The organism is Bradyrhizobium paxllaeri, from assembly GCF_001693515.2.
GTDB lineage: Bacteria > Pseudomonadota > Alphaproteobacteria > Rhizobiales > Xanthobacteraceae > Bradyrhizobium > Bradyrhizobium paxllaeri.
The window spans coordinates 4,608,811-4,623,139 of sequence record NZ_CP042968.1 but is presented as its reverse complement, the minus strand read 5'-3'; the positions used below and the strand labels follow the sequence as shown (position 1 = coordinate 4,623,139).

12 protein-coding genes are annotated in these 14,329 nt (G+C 63.9%); 10 read left to right on the top strand and 2 right to left on the bottom strand.

Going from position 1 to position 14,329, the window contains the following annotated elements; all coding sequences use genetic code 11:
• Nucleotides 1-35: 35 nt before the first annotated feature.
• The 10 genes from rseP to LMTR21_RS22020 all read left to right on the top strand — a co-directional run bounded on the left by rseP (nucleotide 36) and on the right by LMTR21_RS22020 (nucleotide 10,915).
• The gene (gene rseP / locus LMTR21_RS22065; protein ID WP_065750708.1) at nucleotides 36-1,211 is read left to right on the top strand and encodes an RIP metalloprotease RseP; all 1,176 of its coding nucleotides are present in this window, start codon (nucleotides 36-38) and stop codon (nucleotides 1,209-1,211) included.
• Between the two features lie 172 nt (nucleotides 1,212-1,383).
• The gene (gene bamA / locus LMTR21_RS22060) at nucleotides 1,384-3,927 is read left to right on the top strand and encodes an outer membrane protein assembly factor BamA (protein WP_065750709.1); all 2,544 of its coding nucleotides are present in this window, start codon (nucleotides 1,384-1,386) and stop codon (nucleotides 3,925-3,927) included.
• Nucleotides 3,928-4,057: 130 nt separating this feature from the next.
• Nucleotides 4,058-5,128 carry a UDP-3-O-(3-hydroxymyristoyl)glucosamine N-acyltransferase gene (gene lpxD / locus LMTR21_RS22055; RefSeq protein ID WP_065750710.1) on the top strand — a complete coding sequence of 357 codons (1,071 nt, stop codon included), beginning with the start codon at nucleotides 4,058-4,060 and terminating at the stop codon, nucleotides 5,126-5,128.
• On the top strand, nucleotides 5,128-5,586 hold the full coding sequence (gene fabZ / locus LMTR21_RS22050) for a 3-hydroxyacyl-ACP dehydratase FabZ (protein WP_065750711.1): 459 nt from the start codon (nucleotides 5,128-5,130) through the stop codon (nucleotides 5,584-5,586). The genes lpxD and fabZ overlap by 1 nt, the downstream gene beginning before the upstream one ends.
• A gap of 97 nt (nucleotides 5,587-5,683) precedes the next feature.
• Nucleotides 5,684-6,097, top strand: a complete 414-nt coding sequence (locus tag LMTR21_RS22045; protein WP_084030398.1) for a histidine phosphatase family protein — start codon at nucleotides 5,684-5,686, stop codon at nucleotides 6,095-6,097.
• A 180-nt stretch (nucleotides 6,098-6,277) separates the two neighbouring features.
• The gene (locus LMTR21_RS22040) at nucleotides 6,278-6,631 is read left to right on the top strand and encodes a hypothetical protein (RefSeq protein ID WP_065750713.1); all 354 of its coding nucleotides are present in this window, start codon (nucleotides 6,278-6,280) and stop codon (nucleotides 6,629-6,631) included.
• A 168-nt stretch (nucleotides 6,632-6,799) separates the two neighbouring features.
• Nucleotides 6,800-7,603 carry an acyl-ACP--UDP-N-acetylglucosamine O-acyltransferase gene (gene lpxA, locus LMTR21_RS22035; protein WP_065750714.1) on the top strand — a complete coding sequence of 268 codons (804 nt, stop codon included), beginning with the start codon at nucleotides 6,800-6,802 and terminating at the stop codon, nucleotides 7,601-7,603.
• A 19-nt stretch (nucleotides 7,604-7,622) separates the two neighbouring features.
• Nucleotides 7,623-8,480 carry an LpxI family protein gene (locus LMTR21_RS22030; protein WP_065750715.1) on the top strand — a complete coding sequence of 286 codons (858 nt, stop codon included), beginning with the start codon at nucleotides 7,623-7,625 and terminating at the stop codon, nucleotides 8,478-8,480.
• Between the two features lie 23 nt (nucleotides 8,481-8,503).
• On the top strand, nucleotides 8,504-9,673 hold the full coding sequence (lpxB, locus tag LMTR21_RS22025; protein WP_065750716.1) for a lipid-A-disaccharide synthase: 1,170 nt from the start codon (nucleotides 8,504-8,506) through the stop codon (nucleotides 9,671-9,673).
• 81 nt (nucleotides 9,674-9,754) lie between these two features.
• Nucleotides 9,755-10,915, top strand: a complete 1,161-nt coding sequence (locus LMTR21_RS22020; RefSeq protein ID WP_148635996.1) for an IS110 family RNA-guided transposase — start codon at nucleotides 9,755-9,757, stop codon at nucleotides 10,913-10,915.
• Nucleotides 10,916-11,404: 489 nt separating this feature from the next.
• On the opposite strand, the gene gltA is transcribed toward LMTR21_RS22020, so the two are convergent.
• A complete protein-coding gene (gene gltA, locus LMTR21_RS22015; RefSeq protein ID WP_065756791.1) occupies nucleotides 11,405-12,709 on the bottom strand; it encodes a citrate synthase in 1,305 nt (434 codons plus the stop codon).
• 159 nt (nucleotides 12,710-12,868) lie between these two features.
• Nucleotides 12,869-14,293 (bottom strand): glutamate--tRNA ligase, encoded by a 1,425-nt coding sequence (gene gltX / locus LMTR21_RS22010; RefSeq protein ID WP_065756792.1) that lies wholly within the window; start codon nucleotides 14,291-14,293, stop codon nucleotides 12,869-12,871.
• Nucleotides 14,294-14,329: the final 36 nt, after the last annotated feature.

Here is a 14,329-nt window from a genome sequence, read left to right as displayed (position 1 = left end):
GGACGGAGCCTTTGGCTCTTGTCGAGGGGAACCTGATGATTGAGTTTTTTCTAAACAGTTTCAATACGTTGAGCCATGGGCTCATCGGCTACATCATCCCCTTTTTGTTTGTCCTGACCATCGTCGTGTTCTTCCATGAACTCGGCCACTTCCTGGTCGCCCGGTGGGCGGGCGTGAAGGTGTTGACATTCTCGCTCGGCTTCGGGCCGGAACTCGCCGGTTTCAATGACCGCCACGGCACCCGCTGGAAGATCTCCGCGATCCCGCTCGGCGGCTATGTGAAGTTCTTCGGCGACGAATCGGAAGCCTCGACGCCGGCCTCGGCCGAATCGCTTGCCCGCATGAGCGATGAAGAGCGGGCCGGCAGCTTCCATCACAAGAAGGTCGGCGCCCGTGCAGCCATCGTGGCTGCCGGTCCGATCGCGAATTTCGTTCTCGCAATCGTCATCTTCACCTGTCTGTTCACCTTCTTCGGCAAGCCGAGCACGACGGCGCGCGTCGACAAGATCGAAGCCTCGAGCGCCGCCGAGCGGGCGGGTTTCCAGGTCGGCGACGTCGTCACCGCCATCGACGGCAAGAAGGTCGGCAGCTTCTCCGACATGCAGCGGCTGGTCAGCGTGCGCGCCGGCGACACCTTGACCTTCACCGTCAAGCGCGGTGATTCCACGCTGCAATTGAAGGGCACGCCGGAACTGCGTGAAGTGAAGGATCCGTTCGGTAACACCCAGCGGCTCGGGATCCTCGGAATCACCCGCGCGACCTCGCCGGGCGAAGTGACGACCGAGAAGGTCGATCCGGCGACCGCGCTCTGGCTCGGAATCAAGGAAACCTGGTTCGTTATCGAGCAGACGCTCTCCTATATCGGCAACATCTTCACCGGCCGGGCCAGCGCGGACCAGATCGGCGGACCGATTCGGATCGCGCAGATTTCAGGGCAGGTGGCCACGCTGGGACTGATTCCGCTGCTGCATCTGGCGGCGGTGCTGTCGATTTCGATCGGCTTGTTGAACCTGTTCCCGGTTCCCTTGCTCGATGGCGGTCACCTTATGTTCTACACGGCCGAGGTGCTGCGGGGACGCCCATTGTCGGAAAAGTCGCAGGAATACGGGTTCCGCGTCGGGCTTGTTCTGGTGCTGATGCTGATGGTGTTCGCCTTTTATAACGACTTCCATCAGGTGCCGTGGCTGAAGGGGCTATTCGGAAGATCCTAGTAGCGGCTTTTTTGTGACGTTGCCCATTGGCAACGCCTTGGAATGAAATTGGAATTGCCGCGTGAAGTCTGGTTTGCCCCCCTGTCGAAATTAGCTACAAGCAATGCAACTTGGGAATCTGCCGGTTCGTAGGGGTACGGACCGGCATAGGAATGACGAGGGCGCGTTGCGCATGATGTTGGGAATGCGAGTGCGGGGGGGCTTGCTGGCCGCTCTGATCATGGTTGCCGCGCCGATGGGGGGCGTGCTGGTGTCTGTGCCGGCTGCGGCCCAGACCGTGGCGTCGATCGCCGTTGAGGGGAACCGGCGTGTCGAAGTCGAGACCATCCGTTCCTACTTCAAGCCGGGTCCCGGTGGCCGCCTCGGGCAGGCCCAGATCGACGACGGCCTGAAAGCGCTGATCGAAACCGGTTTGTTCCAAGACGTGCGAATCAATCAGGTGGGCGGCCGGCTGGTCGTGACCGTGGTCGAAAACGCCGTGATCGGGCGCATCGCCTTCGAAGGCAACAAGAAGGTCAAGGACGAGCAGCTCTCGGCCGAAATCCAGTCCAAGCCGCGCGGCACGTTCTCGCGCCCGATGGTTCAGTCGGATGCCCAGCGAATCGCCGAAATCTATCGGCGCTCCGGTCGCTACGACGTGCGTGTGACCCCTGAAATCATCGAGCAGCCGAACAACCGCGTCGACCTGATCTTCACGATCACCGAGGGCACCAAGACCGGCGTGAGGTCGATCGAGTTCGTCGGCAACGTCGCCTATTCGTCCTATCGCCTGAAGGACGTCATCAAGACCCGCGAATCGAACCTGCTGAGCTTCCTCGGCGGCGCTGACGTCTACGATCCGGACCGGGTCGAGGCCGACCGCGACCTGATTCGCCGCTTCTATCTCAAGAACGGTTACGCCGACGTGCAGGTGGTTGCCGCGCTGACCGAATATGATCCCGACAAGAAGGGCTTCCTCGTCACTTTCAAGATCGAGGAAGGGCAGCAATATCGCGTTGCCTCTGTCGACTTCCAGACCTCGATTCCAACCCTCGATGCCGCTTCGATGCGCAGCTTCTCGCGCGTCAGCGTCGGGTCGGTCTACAATGCCGAGGCGCTGGAGAAATCCGTCGAGGAAATGCAGATCGAAGCCTCGCGGCGCGGCTACGCCTTCGCTGTGGTGCGCCCGCGCGGCGATCGCAATTTCGAAGCGCACACCGTTTCGATCGTGTTCGCTGTCGATGAAGGCCCGCGAACCTATATCGAGCGCATCAACGTCCGCGGCAACACCCGGACCCGCGACTACGTGATTCGCCGCGAGTTCGACCTGTCCGAGGGCGACGCCTACAACCGCGCGCTGGTCGACCGTGCCGAGCGCCGGCTGAAGAACCTCGACTTCTTCAAGTCCGTGAAGATCCTGACCGAGCCCGGCTCGTCGACCGATCGTGTGATCCTGGTCGTCGATCTCGAAGAGAAATCGACCGGCGACTTCTCGGTGTCGGGCGGCTACTCAACCACGGACGGTGCGCTGGCCGAAGTCAGCATTTCCGAGCGCAACTTCCTCGGCCGCGGCCTGTATGCGAAGGCAGCCGTGACCTATGGCCAGTACGCACGCGGCGGTTCGCTGTCGTTCGTCGACCCCTATCTGTTTGACTATCGCGTCGCGCTCGGCCTCGATCTGTTTTATCGCGAGCAGCTGGCCAACAGCTACATCGCCTACGGCACCAAGACCCTCGGCTTCAGCCCGCGGCTCGGCTTTACCCTGCGTGAAGACTTGGCGCTACAGTTGCGCTACTCGGTCTACCAGCAGGAAATCCAACTGCCGAACACGCTGGCCAACTGTAACAACAATCCGAACAACGGACTGCTGGCATTCAACCCGTCACCAGCATTTGTAAATTCGGTGGGCGGGCCAGGTGGCTTGCCAGCTCCCGCGACAGACGCCTCTGGCGTCGGCCTGTGGTGCTACAGCGATGGCGAAGCTTCGCTGCCGATTCGCCGGGAACTGCAGAGCGGCAAGGCGCTGACCTCGGCGGTCGGCTATTCGCTGAACTACAACACGCTGGACAACAACAAGAACCCGACCGACGGCTTGCTGATCGACTGGAAACAGGACTTCGCGGGCCTCGGCGGCGACGTGAGGTACATCAAGTCCGCGATCGATGCGAAGTACTACACCCCGCTGGTCGCCGATATCGTCGGCCTGATCCACCTCCAGGGCGGCATGCTGAACCAGTTCGGCGGCAGCGAGCTGCGCATGCTCGATCACTTCCAGATGGGTCCGAACCTCGTTCGCGGTTTTGCGCCGAACGGTATTGGTCCGCGCGATCTCAACCCATTCGGCACGCGTGACGCGCTGGGCGGCACCAAGTACTGGGGCGCTTCGTTCGAACTGCAGATGCCGTTCTGGTTCCTGCCGAAGGAAGTTGGGCTCAAGGGCTCGGTCTACGCCGACGCCGGCGGACTTTGGGACTACAAGGGACCGACGTCGTGGGCGCAGACGGGTGAGGTCAACGTGCCCGGTTGCGTCCCGCCGACGCAAGCCCCGAATGCAAATGCCGGAACCTGTACAGGACTGCAGTATGACGACGGCAACGTGGTCCGTAGCTCGGTGGGTGTCGGCATCATCTGGGCTTCGCCGTTCGGTCCGCTGCGCTTCGACTATGCGGTTCCGCTTACGAAGGGTCAGTTTGACCGCGTGCAGCAATTCAAGTTTGGCGGCGGCACATCGTTCTAAGGTGTCTTGAAGCGACCGGACGTACTAAGGTCCGGGAGACGAGAGCACTACGGAACAAGAGGAGGGGTCGGCTCTGTTTCTTCGGAGCCGGCACTCCGGTGTGAAGGGCGGCCGGACTGCGGCGGGTGGAATGGCGCAGCCGATATTCTTCAAGCAACCTCCTTCCTCGACGCTGGCCGAACTGGCCGCGTCGACGGGGGCGGCATTGGTCGACCCCGCGCGGGGCGGTCATGTGATCCGAGGCCTCGCTTCGCTTGACGAAGCCGGTCCGATGCATCTGGCGTTCTTCGACAACCTCAAATACGCCGATCAGCTCAAGGCGACCAAGGCCGGCGCCTGCCTGGTCAGCCCGCGTTTCGAAGCCCAGGTGCCGGCCCATGTGGCGGTGCTGCGGGCAGGCCAGCCGTTCCGCGCCTTCGTGAAGCTGGCACGCGAATGGCACGCCGACGCGCTTCGTCCACAATCCTGGTTCGATGTCGACGGCATCGCACCGTCGGCGATCATCGACCCGTCCGCCCATCTCGAGGACGGCGTCATCGTCGATCCGCTGGCGGTAATTGGCCCGCGAGTCGAGATCGGCGCTGGTACCGTGATCGGCGCCGGCGCGGTGATCGGCGCTGACGTCAAGATCGGCCGCGACTGCAATGTCGGCGCGCGAACTGCGATCCAATTCGCCCTGATAGGCAACAACGTCCTGATCCATCCCGGCTGCAGCATCGGCCAGGACGGCTATGGTTTCATCTTCTTCGGCCCCGAGGGGCGACACCTCAAGGTGCCTCAGACCGGCCGCGTCCTGATCCAGAACGATGTCGAGATCGGCGCCAGCACCACCATCGACCGCGGCAGCCTGCGGGATACGGTGATCGGCGAGGGGACCAAAATCGACAATCAGGTCCAGATCGGCCACAATGTGACCATCGGCAGGCACTGCCTGCTCGCGGCCCAGATCGGGCTCGCGGGCAGCCTGACGATCGGAGATAACGTGGCGATTGGCGCCAAAGCGGGGCTTAATAATCACATCAAGATCGGCGATGGAGCACAGATCGCGGCCATGAGTGCGGTGAAGGACGACATTCCTGCCAGCGAACGCTGGGGCGGTCATCTGGCTCGGCCGACCAGGCAATGGTTCCGGGAGACGCTGGCGCTTGAACGCCTGGCGCGCGATAGCGCAGCCCATCCAAAGGGCGAGGGGAAGGAGTGATGGAGGAAGCACCGGTCAGGTTCGAACTCGTGGATATCAACGAGATCCTCAAGACGCTCCCGCACCGCTATCCGATGCTGCTGATCGACCGCGTGGTCAAGATCCGCACCGATTACAGCGGCATCGGCATCAAGAACGTCACCTTCAACGAGCCGCCGTTTCTCGGCCATTTCCCCGAACGTCCGGTCTATCCCGGCGTGATGATGATCGAGGCCATGGCGCAGACCGCCGGCGTCATCGGCATCAAGTCGGTCGAAGGCACCGAGAAGCCGCGGGCGGTCTATTTCCTGACCATCGACAAGTGCAAGTTCCGAAAACCCGTGATGCCCGGCGACACTATCGAGTATCACATGCGCTCGATCGGCCGCCGCAAGGCGATGTGGTGGTTTCACGGCGACGCCAAGGTGAATGGCAGCGTCGTCGCCGAGGCCGACGTCGGCGCGATGCTGACGGATTGAATCGGGTTGAATTTACCCGTCACACAACCGACGTCTTCCTGATATCTTTGCTCAATCGCTGGTAGTGGAACCCACGCCGAGCGAGAAGGGCCGCGCCATGGCGCGCGAGCTTGGGGCGGCGCTCGCGAAACTGGGAGTGCCGGTCGGCGAAGTCTACACCAGCCGGCTCAACCGCGCGGTGGAGACCGGCAAGCTGATCGGCGGCAAGGACGTGGCTGCGGTGGACGAATTGACCGACAGTGGCGCCGGCAGTTCGTCGGCGATGGCCAACCCCGACGGCAAGAACGCCAAGGCGGGGCGCGCCGTGCGCGATCTCGTCAACCTGGCTCCGAAAACGGGCGTCAACAATCTGGCGGTGACGCACAAGACCAACGTTGCTGATGCCTTCGGCAAGGAATTTACCGATATCCGCGAAGGCGAGGCGCTGGTGTACAAGACCAGCGCCTCGGGCCCGGCCGTCCTCGTCACGCGGGCGCAGGCGAGCGAGTGGATCGCGCAGGCGGGCAGCTAGAAGGCATCATGTGCTGCGCAGTGGCCGGGCGCACGCGACAATGTCGGATCGTCGACAGAAGAGCGATGCTCGATTGCGCGGCACCGCGCGCTCGCGTCGTCGTCGCGCGAGGGTATGGAACTTACTTCGCGCGACGGATTTGTAATCTCCGGTGGCAGATCGCTTGTTCGAGATGGCCGCATGACATTTCTCCGGACTGCCGTAGTGCTGATCGGTGCAGCTGCCTTTTTCGCCGGAAGCGCCATGGCGCGCGATGACGGGCGTTATGCCAATTCTCCGCTGAAATCCTGGTTCGACAGCCTGAGGAGCGGCAAGGGACCGTGCTGCTCCGACGCCGACGGCTCGGCCGTCGCCGACGTCGATTGGGAATCGAAGGACGGGCACTATCGCGTGCGGCTGGAAGGCCAGTGGATCGACGTTCCCGACGACGCGCTCATCACCGTGCCGAATCGCGTGGGCCGAACGATGGTTTGGCCGATCAAGGGCACGCTCGGAATATCGATCCGCTGCTTCATGCCCGGCAGCATGACCTGACGCCGCAGCGTCGTTCTGACGTCCGGCGGGGACCGGCCGGCCGCTGATATGCGGACCCGACGATTCGCAACATGCCGTAACCATACGTCACTAGACAGCCTTGGGATGCCGCGCTAACCACCGGAAAACGCGAGATATTCGCGTGCAACGGATGGGCTGGGCTAGTTGATGGGTACGATCGATCCAACCGCGCGGGTTGAGGATGGCGCTGTGATCGGCGAGGGGACGACAATCGGGCCCTATTGCATCATCGGGCCCAACGTCGTCATCGGCGCGAACTGCAAGTTGATCGCGCATGTGCACGTCACCGCGCAGACCATGATCGGCGACGGCTGCACGATCTATCCGTTCGTCTCGCTCGGCACGCCGCCGCAATCGCTGAGTTACAAGGGCGAACTGACGAGACTCGAGATCGGTGCGGGCTGCACCATCCGCGAGTCCTCGACCATGAACGCCGGCACGGTTGCCGGCGGCGGCGTGACGCGGGTCGGCGAGCGCGGCTACTTCATGAACTGCAGCCATGTCGGGCACGATTGCCAGGTCGGCAATGACGTGATTTTCGCAACCTCGGCGACACTCGGCGGCCATTGCGAGATCGGCGATTTCGTCTTCATCGGCGGGTTGTCCGCCGTGCACCAGTTCACCCGGATCGGGCCGCAGGTGATGGTCGGCGGCGTCTGCGGCGTGCGTGGCGATGTCATTCCGTTCGGCCTCGTCAACGGCCAGTATGCCGCGCTGGAAGGCCTCAACATCATCGGCATGAAGCGCCGCAAGTTCACCAAGGAACGGCTGGCCAAGGTGCGCTCGTTCTACCAAAAGCTGTTTCACGGCCCCGGCATCTTTGCCGAGCGGCTCAATGCGGTGCAGCCGCTCGCCGGCGAGGACCCGGCGATCGCCGAAATCCTAGCCTTTATCGAGCAGGGCAAGCACCGCGCGTTGTGCCTTCCCACCGACGACGGCCACAAGCAGTGATGACGGGATCGCCGCAGCCATGATCTCAGCGGCAACAGACATTTCATCACCGGTCGGCGTCATCGCAGGCGGCGGCGCGATGCCGTTTGCGGTCGCGGATTCGCTTAAGGCACGGGGAATCGCGCCGGTGCTGTTCGCGCTGCGCGGCGCCTGCGATCCTGCCCGCGTCGAACGATTCCGCCATCACTGGATTTCGGTCGGACAGTTCGGTCGCGCCACAAAACTGTTCCGCAGCGAGGGCTGCCGCGACCTGATCTTCATCGGCACGCTGCTGCGTCCGGCGCTGTCGGAAATCAGGCTGGACTGGGGAACGCTACGCGTCATCGGCCATGTCCTGGCCGCGTTTCGCGGCGGCGACGATCATCTGCTGTCGGGGATCGGCCGCCTCCTCGAACAGGAGGGCTTTAGGATGGTCGGTATCAGGGATGTCGCGCCTGATATCCTGATGCCGGAAGGAAACATTGCCCGTGCCGCGCCTGATCCGGCGGCCATCGCCGATATCGCCAGGGGGCGCGAGGTGCTCGGCGCGCTCGGGCCGTTCGACATCGGCCAGGCTGTGGTCGTGATCGACGGGCACGTGGTCGCGGTCGAGGACATTGAGGGCACCGACGGGCTGCTGGCGCGTGTGGCGCGGCTGCGCGAGGCCGGGCGTATCAGGGCCAAATCCGGCCGCGGCGTGCTGGTGAAGGCGCCGAAGAGCGGCCAGGATTTGCGCTTCGACCTGCCGACCGTCGGGGCCAAAACCATCGACGGCGCGGCCAAGGCCGGGCTCGCCGGCATCGCCGTGATCGCCGGCCACACCATAGCAGCGGACTCGCAAGCCATGATCGAGGCCGCGGACAAGGCCGGCCTGTTCATCCAGGGGCTGGCAGCGTGACGCCGTCTCGCGCAACCGCCGGGATGGAGCGGAGGATTTTTCTGATCGCGACGGAAGAGTCCGGCGATCGCCTCGGCGCCAATCTGATGAAGGTGCTGCGCCAGCGTCTTGGCGACGGGGTGCAGTTCGAAGGCGTCGGCGGCCGCGCGATGGCGCGCGAAGGTCTGGAGTCGCTGTTTCCGATCGAGGAGCTCTCGATCATCGGGCTTGCCGCCGTCGTCAAGGAATTGCCGAAGATCCTCGGGCTGATCAAGGAAACCGCGATCGCGGTGGCGGAAGCCGCGCCCGATATTCTCGTGATCATCGACAGCCCCGACTTCACCCACCGCGTCGCCAGGCGCGTCCGCGCCAAGGATCCGACCTTGCCGATCGTCGACTATGTATCGCCCTCGGTCTGGGCGTGGCGGCCGGGCCGGGCGCGGGCGATGCTGAAATATGTCGATCACGTGCTGGCGCTGCTGCCGTTCGAGCCCGAGGCCTATCGACGGCTGCACGGGCCGCCCTGCAGTTATGTCGGCCATCCCCTGACCGAGCAACTGACCTCGCTGCGCCCGAACGCCGACGAGGCTGTGCGGCGGGCGGAGTCGCCGCCGGTGCTATTGGTGCTGCCGGGCAGCCGCCGCAGCGAAATCCGCCACCACATGTCGGTGTTCGGCCAGGCGGTGGCGCGGCTGCAGGAGCAGGGCACCGCGTTCGAGCTGGTGTTGCCGACCATGCCGCATCTGCAGGAGACGGTCGTGGAGGCCGTGAAGGGCTGGCCGGTGCAGCCCCAGGTCGTGATCGGCGAGCAGGAGAAGCGCGCGAAGTTTCGGATCGCGCACGCGGCACTGGCCAAGTCCGGCACCGTGACGCTCGAATTGGCGCTGGCGGGCGTACCGATGGTCACCGCCTATCGCACCGGCGCCATGGAGGCATGGATCCTGCGCCGCGCGATCAAGGTGAACTCGGTGATCCTTGCCAATCTCGTGATCGGCGAGAACGTCATTCCCGAATTCCTCCAGGAAGACTGCTCGCCGGAAAAACTCGCAGTCGCGCTGCGCGAGGTGATGAGCGACAGTGACGTGCGCCGCAAGCAGCTCGAGGGCTTCGCCAAGATCGACGGCATCATGTCGACCGGCAATCAGCCGCCCAGCGTGCACGCCGCCGATATCGTGCTGGCGACGATGTGGCAGGCCAGGCGAGGGCAGACGTAGCGCCGTAGATTCCATGAGGCGGTGAGCGTGGCCTTTCCGATAAGGTTTGGGTTTCCACACTCGAACCCCTCGGAGAGTCAGATGCAAGCATCCACCGTAGCCACGCCCACCGCCGGGCATATTGGCACAATTTTCGTTGCAATCGAACTGAGCCAGCGGAGCTGGCGGGTCGCGCTGCACAGCCCGGACAAGGACAAGATATCGCACCACAAGCTGGAGGGTGGCGATCATGCCGAGCTGTTGGCGTTGGTGGGTCGGGTTCGGGAGCGGGCGGCTCGAGCGCTGGGAGGCGTTCCGGCGGTGGCGAGCTGCTACGAGGCGGGCTACGACGGGTTCTGGCTGCACCGGCTGCTGCTGGCGGCCGGCATCACGAACTACGTGTTTGATCCCGCCAGCATTGCGGTGGACCAGCGGGCGCGGCGGGTGAAGACCGACCGGATCGATGGCGAGCGGATGCTGCGCACGCTGATGGCGTATCTGCGCGGCGAGCCGCGGGTGGTGCGGATCGTCCGGGTGCCTGCAGCCGAACAGGAGGACGCCCGCCGCGGCAGCCGCGAACGCGACCGGCTGATCAAGGAGCAAACCGCTCACACCAACCGGATCAAGGCACTGCTGCGGCTGCGGGGCATGGCGGTCGGGAACCCGCGGCGGCGCGACTGGCTGAGCTGGCTGGCAACGCAGCGGGATTGGCAAGGCCAGGCGGTCCCGCCGCGGATGCTGAGCGAGATCCGACACGAGCACGCGCGGCTGATGCTGGTGCGCGATCGGCTCGATGCGCTCGCGCAGGAGGCGGCCGCAGCGGAGCCAATGCCTGCGGAAGCCGAGATGACCCGGCGCAGCGAACTGCTGCGCCGGCTCAAATGTCTCGGCCCGGCGTTCGCGACGACGCTGACCAGCGAGGTGTTCTACAAGGACTTCCGCAATCGCCGCGAGGTCGGGAGTTATTTCGGACTGACGCCCAGTCCATGGCAGAGCGGCGGCATCGACCGCGACCAGGGCATCAGCAAGGCGGGCAATCCGCGCGCCCGCTGTGCCGCGATCGAACTGGCCTGGCTGTGGCTGCGGCATCAGCCGGACAGCAAGCTGACCCTGGAGTACCGCAAGCGCACGCTCGATGCCGGCAAGCGCATCAAGCGCGTCGCCATCGTCGCCCTGGCGCGCAAGCTGATGGTGGCGCTGTGGCGCTACCTCACGACCGGTCTCGTGCCGGAAGGCGCGGCGCTCAAGGCTGTAAAGATCTAAACACTTTCAACGAACGCGTCAGCGTCGCGGCATCTGCCGCGGTCAGCGCGGGATGGATGGTGACCGTGCCACCCTTGGGCCAGCAAACAGGCTGTTTCGTAGATGGGTCTCATCCTCGTGGCTTCCTCGCCGCATGCATGCGGAATGTGGGTACGGACAACGGTCCGACCGGATATGAGGTGATGCAGTGAGCAACTGCATAAATCGCCGGAAGCCAGTCCCTGAGCGCACCGACCGCGGCGGCACGCTGCGCTACGCATGGCTCCGCGCGCCGCCGCTCCACCGAACGTAAAAATCACATCCAAGCCCTGTCGGGATGCTTGACTCAAAACGCCTCATATGAGGGTGGGCAAAGCGAAGCGTGCCCACCATAGACGGCACCGCTTGCGGAGAAATGGTAGGCACGCCGCGCTTTACCCACCCTGCATGAGAAAAAGCCGGACGCGATGATCGCATCCGGCTTTCCAATCTGTCCTATGGCGACGGCGCTTACTTCCGCTTGTCCATCGCGACGTAGTCGCGGCGGGCGACGCCGGTGTAGAGCTGGCGCGGACGGCCGATCTTCTGCTGCGGATCCTCGATCATCTCGCTCCACTGGCTGATCCAGCCGACGGTGCGGGCGACCGCGAACAGCACGGTGAACATCGAGGTCGGGAAGCCCATCGCCTTCAGCGTGATGCCCGAGTAGAAGTCGACGTTCGGATAGAGCTTGCGGTCGATGAAGTACTGGTCGGAGAGCGCGATCTTTTCCAGTTCCAGCGCGACCTTCAGCATCGGGTCGTCGCCATGGCCGGTCTCGGCCAGCACGGCGTGACACATCTTCTGCATGATCTTGGCGCGCGGATCGTAGTTCTTGTAGACGCGGTGGCCGAAGCCCATCAGGCGGACTTCTGAGTTCTTGTCCTTCACCTGCTTGATGAAGTCCGGAATCTTGTCGACGGTGCCGATGTCGGCGAGCATCGCCAGCGCAGCTTCGTTGGCGCCGCCATGCGCCGGACCCCACAGGCAGGCGATGCCGGCGGCGATGCAGGCGAACGGGTTGGCGCCGGAAGAGCCGGCGATACGCACCGTCGAGGTCGAGGCGTTCTGCTCGTGGTCGGCGTGCAGGATGAAGATCTTGTCGAGCGCGTCAGCCAGCACCGGATTGATCTTGTAATCCTCGCAGGGCACTGCGAAGCACATGTGCAGGAAGTTCTCGGCAAAGGACAGAGAGTTCTTCGGATATATGAAGGGTTGGCCGACGGTGTATTTGTAGGCCATCGCTGCCAGCGTCGGGATCTTTGCGATCATCCGCATCGATGCGATCATGCGCTGCTGCGGGTCGTTGATGTCGGTGCTGTCGTGATAAAACGCCGCCAGCGCGCCGACGCAACCGACCATGACGGCCATCGGATGCGCGTCACGGCGGAAGCCCTGGAAGAAGCGGGCCATCTGCTCGTGCACCATGGTGTGGCGGGTGACGCGCTGGTCGAAATCCAGCTTCTGCGCCTTGGTCGGCAATTCACCGTACAGCAGGAGATAGCAGGTCTCCAGGAAGTCGCCGTGCTCGGCGAGCTGCTCGATCGGGTAGCCGCGGTATTCCAGCACGCCGGCGTCGCCGTCGATATAGGTGATCTTCGACTGGCAGCTGCCGGTGGAGGTGAAACCTGGGTCGTAGGTGAACATCCCGGCTTGGGCATAGAGCTTGGCGATGTCGATGACATCCGGCCCCACCGTGCCGCTGATGATCGGGAAATCGTAGGTCTTGTTGCCTACCGTGAGTGTTGCAGTCTTGTTGCTGGATTTTGCGTCCATCGCGGATCCCCGATGAAATCGTTACGAAAACCGCGCCTGACCCCGGTGCCTTTTTTCGGGGCACAGCAGGGAGGCCGGATTGTCTAGAGGCGGCGGCAAATGGGTTAGCTTATTGCCCTGTGCACCGCAAGATGGCCCGAAACCGGCATAAGGTAGGGGCTACCCGGCGGCCTGATCAGCGAGGCGGGCCAGGCATTCCTCCCGCCCCAGTACGGCCAAAACGTCGAAAATACCCGGTGAAGTCGTACGTCCGGTCAGCGCTACCCGCAGGGGCTGGGCGACCGCGCCAAGCTTGAGATTGTTCTGCTCCGCGAAATTCCGCATGGCGGTTTCCGTGGTCTCGGCATGCCAGTCCGTGACCGTCTCCAGCGCGGCCCGCAGTTTTCCGATCAAGGTTCGGGTCTCCGGCGTCAGCAGGGCGGCGGCCTTGGGTTCAACCTGCAGCGGACGGTCGGCAAAAATGAAGTAGGCGCCGGAAATCAGCTCGATCAAGGTCTTGGCACGCTCCTTCAGGCTCGGCATCGCCCGCAGCAATTGCTCGCGGGTGGTGTCGTTGAGTTTTGCCTTCAGCTCGGCCCCTTCGGGGATGTAGTCCAGCACGCTCTCGAACTGGGACACCAGCGCGCGGTCGTCCGCCTGGCGGATGTAATGCCCGTTGAGGTTTTCCAGTTTGGCGAAATCGAACCGCGCCGCGGAGCGCCCGATCGCCGGCAGATCGAAGGCGCAGATCATCTCCTGGGTTGAGAAGATTTCCTGGTCGCCATGGCTCCAGCCGAGCCGGACCAGATAATTGCGCAGCGCCGCCGGCAGATAGCCCATGGCGCGGTAGGCATCGACGCCGAGCGCGCCATGGCGCTTTGACAGCTTCGAACCGTCGGGGCCGTGGATCAGCGGGATATGGGACATGTTCGGAATGTCCCATCCGAGCGCGTCGTAAATCTGCTTCTGGCGGGCGGCGTTGATCAGATGGTCGTCGCCGCGGATGACGTGGGTGACGCCCATGTCATGGTCGTCGACCACGACCGCCAGCATGTAGGTCGGGTTGCCGTCGCCACGCAGCAGCACGAGATCGTCGAGGTTCTCGTTCTGCCAGACCACGCGGCCCTGCACCTGGTCCTCGATCACGGTCTCGCCGGTTTGCGGCGCCTTCAGACGGATGGTCGGCTTCGATCCGGCCGGCGCCTCGGCCGGATCGCGGTCCCGCCACATGCCGTCATAGAGGCGGGTTCGGCCTTCCGCGCGCGCCTTCTCGCGCATCGCGGTAAGCTCCTCCGCGGTGGCGTAGCAGCGGTAGGCCCTGCCGCTGGCCAGCAATTGCTCGGCGACCTCGCGATGGCGGGCGGCGCGGCTGAACTGGTAGATGACGTCGTCGTCCCAATCGAGCTCGAGCCATTTCAGCCCGTCCAGAATGGCGGCAATGGCGGGCTCGGTCGAGCGCTCGCGGTCGGTGTCCTCGATCCGCAGCAGCATCTTGCCGCCACGCTTCTTGGCATAGAGCCAGTTGAACAGCGCGGTGCGGGCGCCCCCGATGTGGAGGAAACCGGTGGGCGAGGGGGCGAAGCGTGTGACGACGGGTTCAGTCATTACCGGACAGGACAGGGGTGTGGAATTGGCGGTGGT

Excerpts from the sequence above, each read along its gene's own strand:
- rseP (WP_065750708.1), top strand. The coding sequence starts at position 36 with ATGATTGAGTTTTTTCTAAACAGTTTCAATACGTTGAGCCATGGGCTC.
- bamA (WP_065750709.1), top strand. The coding sequence starts at position 1,384 with ATGATGTTGGGAATGCGAGTGCGGGGGGGCTTGCTGGCCGCTCTGATC.
- lpxD (WP_065750710.1), top strand. The coding sequence starts at position 4,058 with ATGGCGCAGCCGATATTCTTCAAGCAACCTCCTTCCTCGACGCTGGCC.
- fabZ (WP_065750711.1), top strand. The coding sequence starts at position 5,128 with ATGGAGGAAGCACCGGTCAGGTTCGAACTCGTGGATATCAACGAGATC.
- LMTR21_RS22045 (WP_084030398.1), top strand. The coding sequence starts at position 5,684 with ATGGCGCGCGAGCTTGGGGCGGCGCTCGCGAAACTGGGAGTGCCGGTC.
- LMTR21_RS22040 (WP_065750713.1), top strand. The coding sequence starts at position 6,278 with ATGACATTTCTCCGGACTGCCGTAGTGCTGATCGGTGCAGCTGCCTTT.
- lpxA (WP_065750714.1), top strand. The coding sequence starts at position 6,800 with ATGGGTACGATCGATCCAACCGCGCGGGTTGAGGATGGCGCTGTGATC.
- LMTR21_RS22030 (WP_065750715.1), top strand. The coding sequence starts at position 7,623 with ATGATCTCAGCGGCAACAGACATTTCATCACCGGTCGGCGTCATCGCA.
- lpxB (WP_065750716.1), top strand. The coding sequence starts at position 8,504 with ATGGAGCGGAGGATTTTTCTGATCGCGACGGAAGAGTCCGGCGATCGC.
- LMTR21_RS22020 (WP_148635996.1), top strand. The coding sequence starts at position 9,755 with ATGCAAGCATCCACCGTAGCCACGCCCACCGCCGGGCATATTGGCACA.
- gltA (WP_065756791.1), bottom strand. The coding sequence starts at position 12,709 with ATGGACGCAAAATCCAGCAACAAGACTGCAACACTCACGGTAGGCAAC.
- gltX (WP_065756792.1), bottom strand. The coding sequence starts at position 14,293 with ATGACTGAACCCGTCGTCACACGCTTCGCCCCCTCGCCCACCGGTTTC.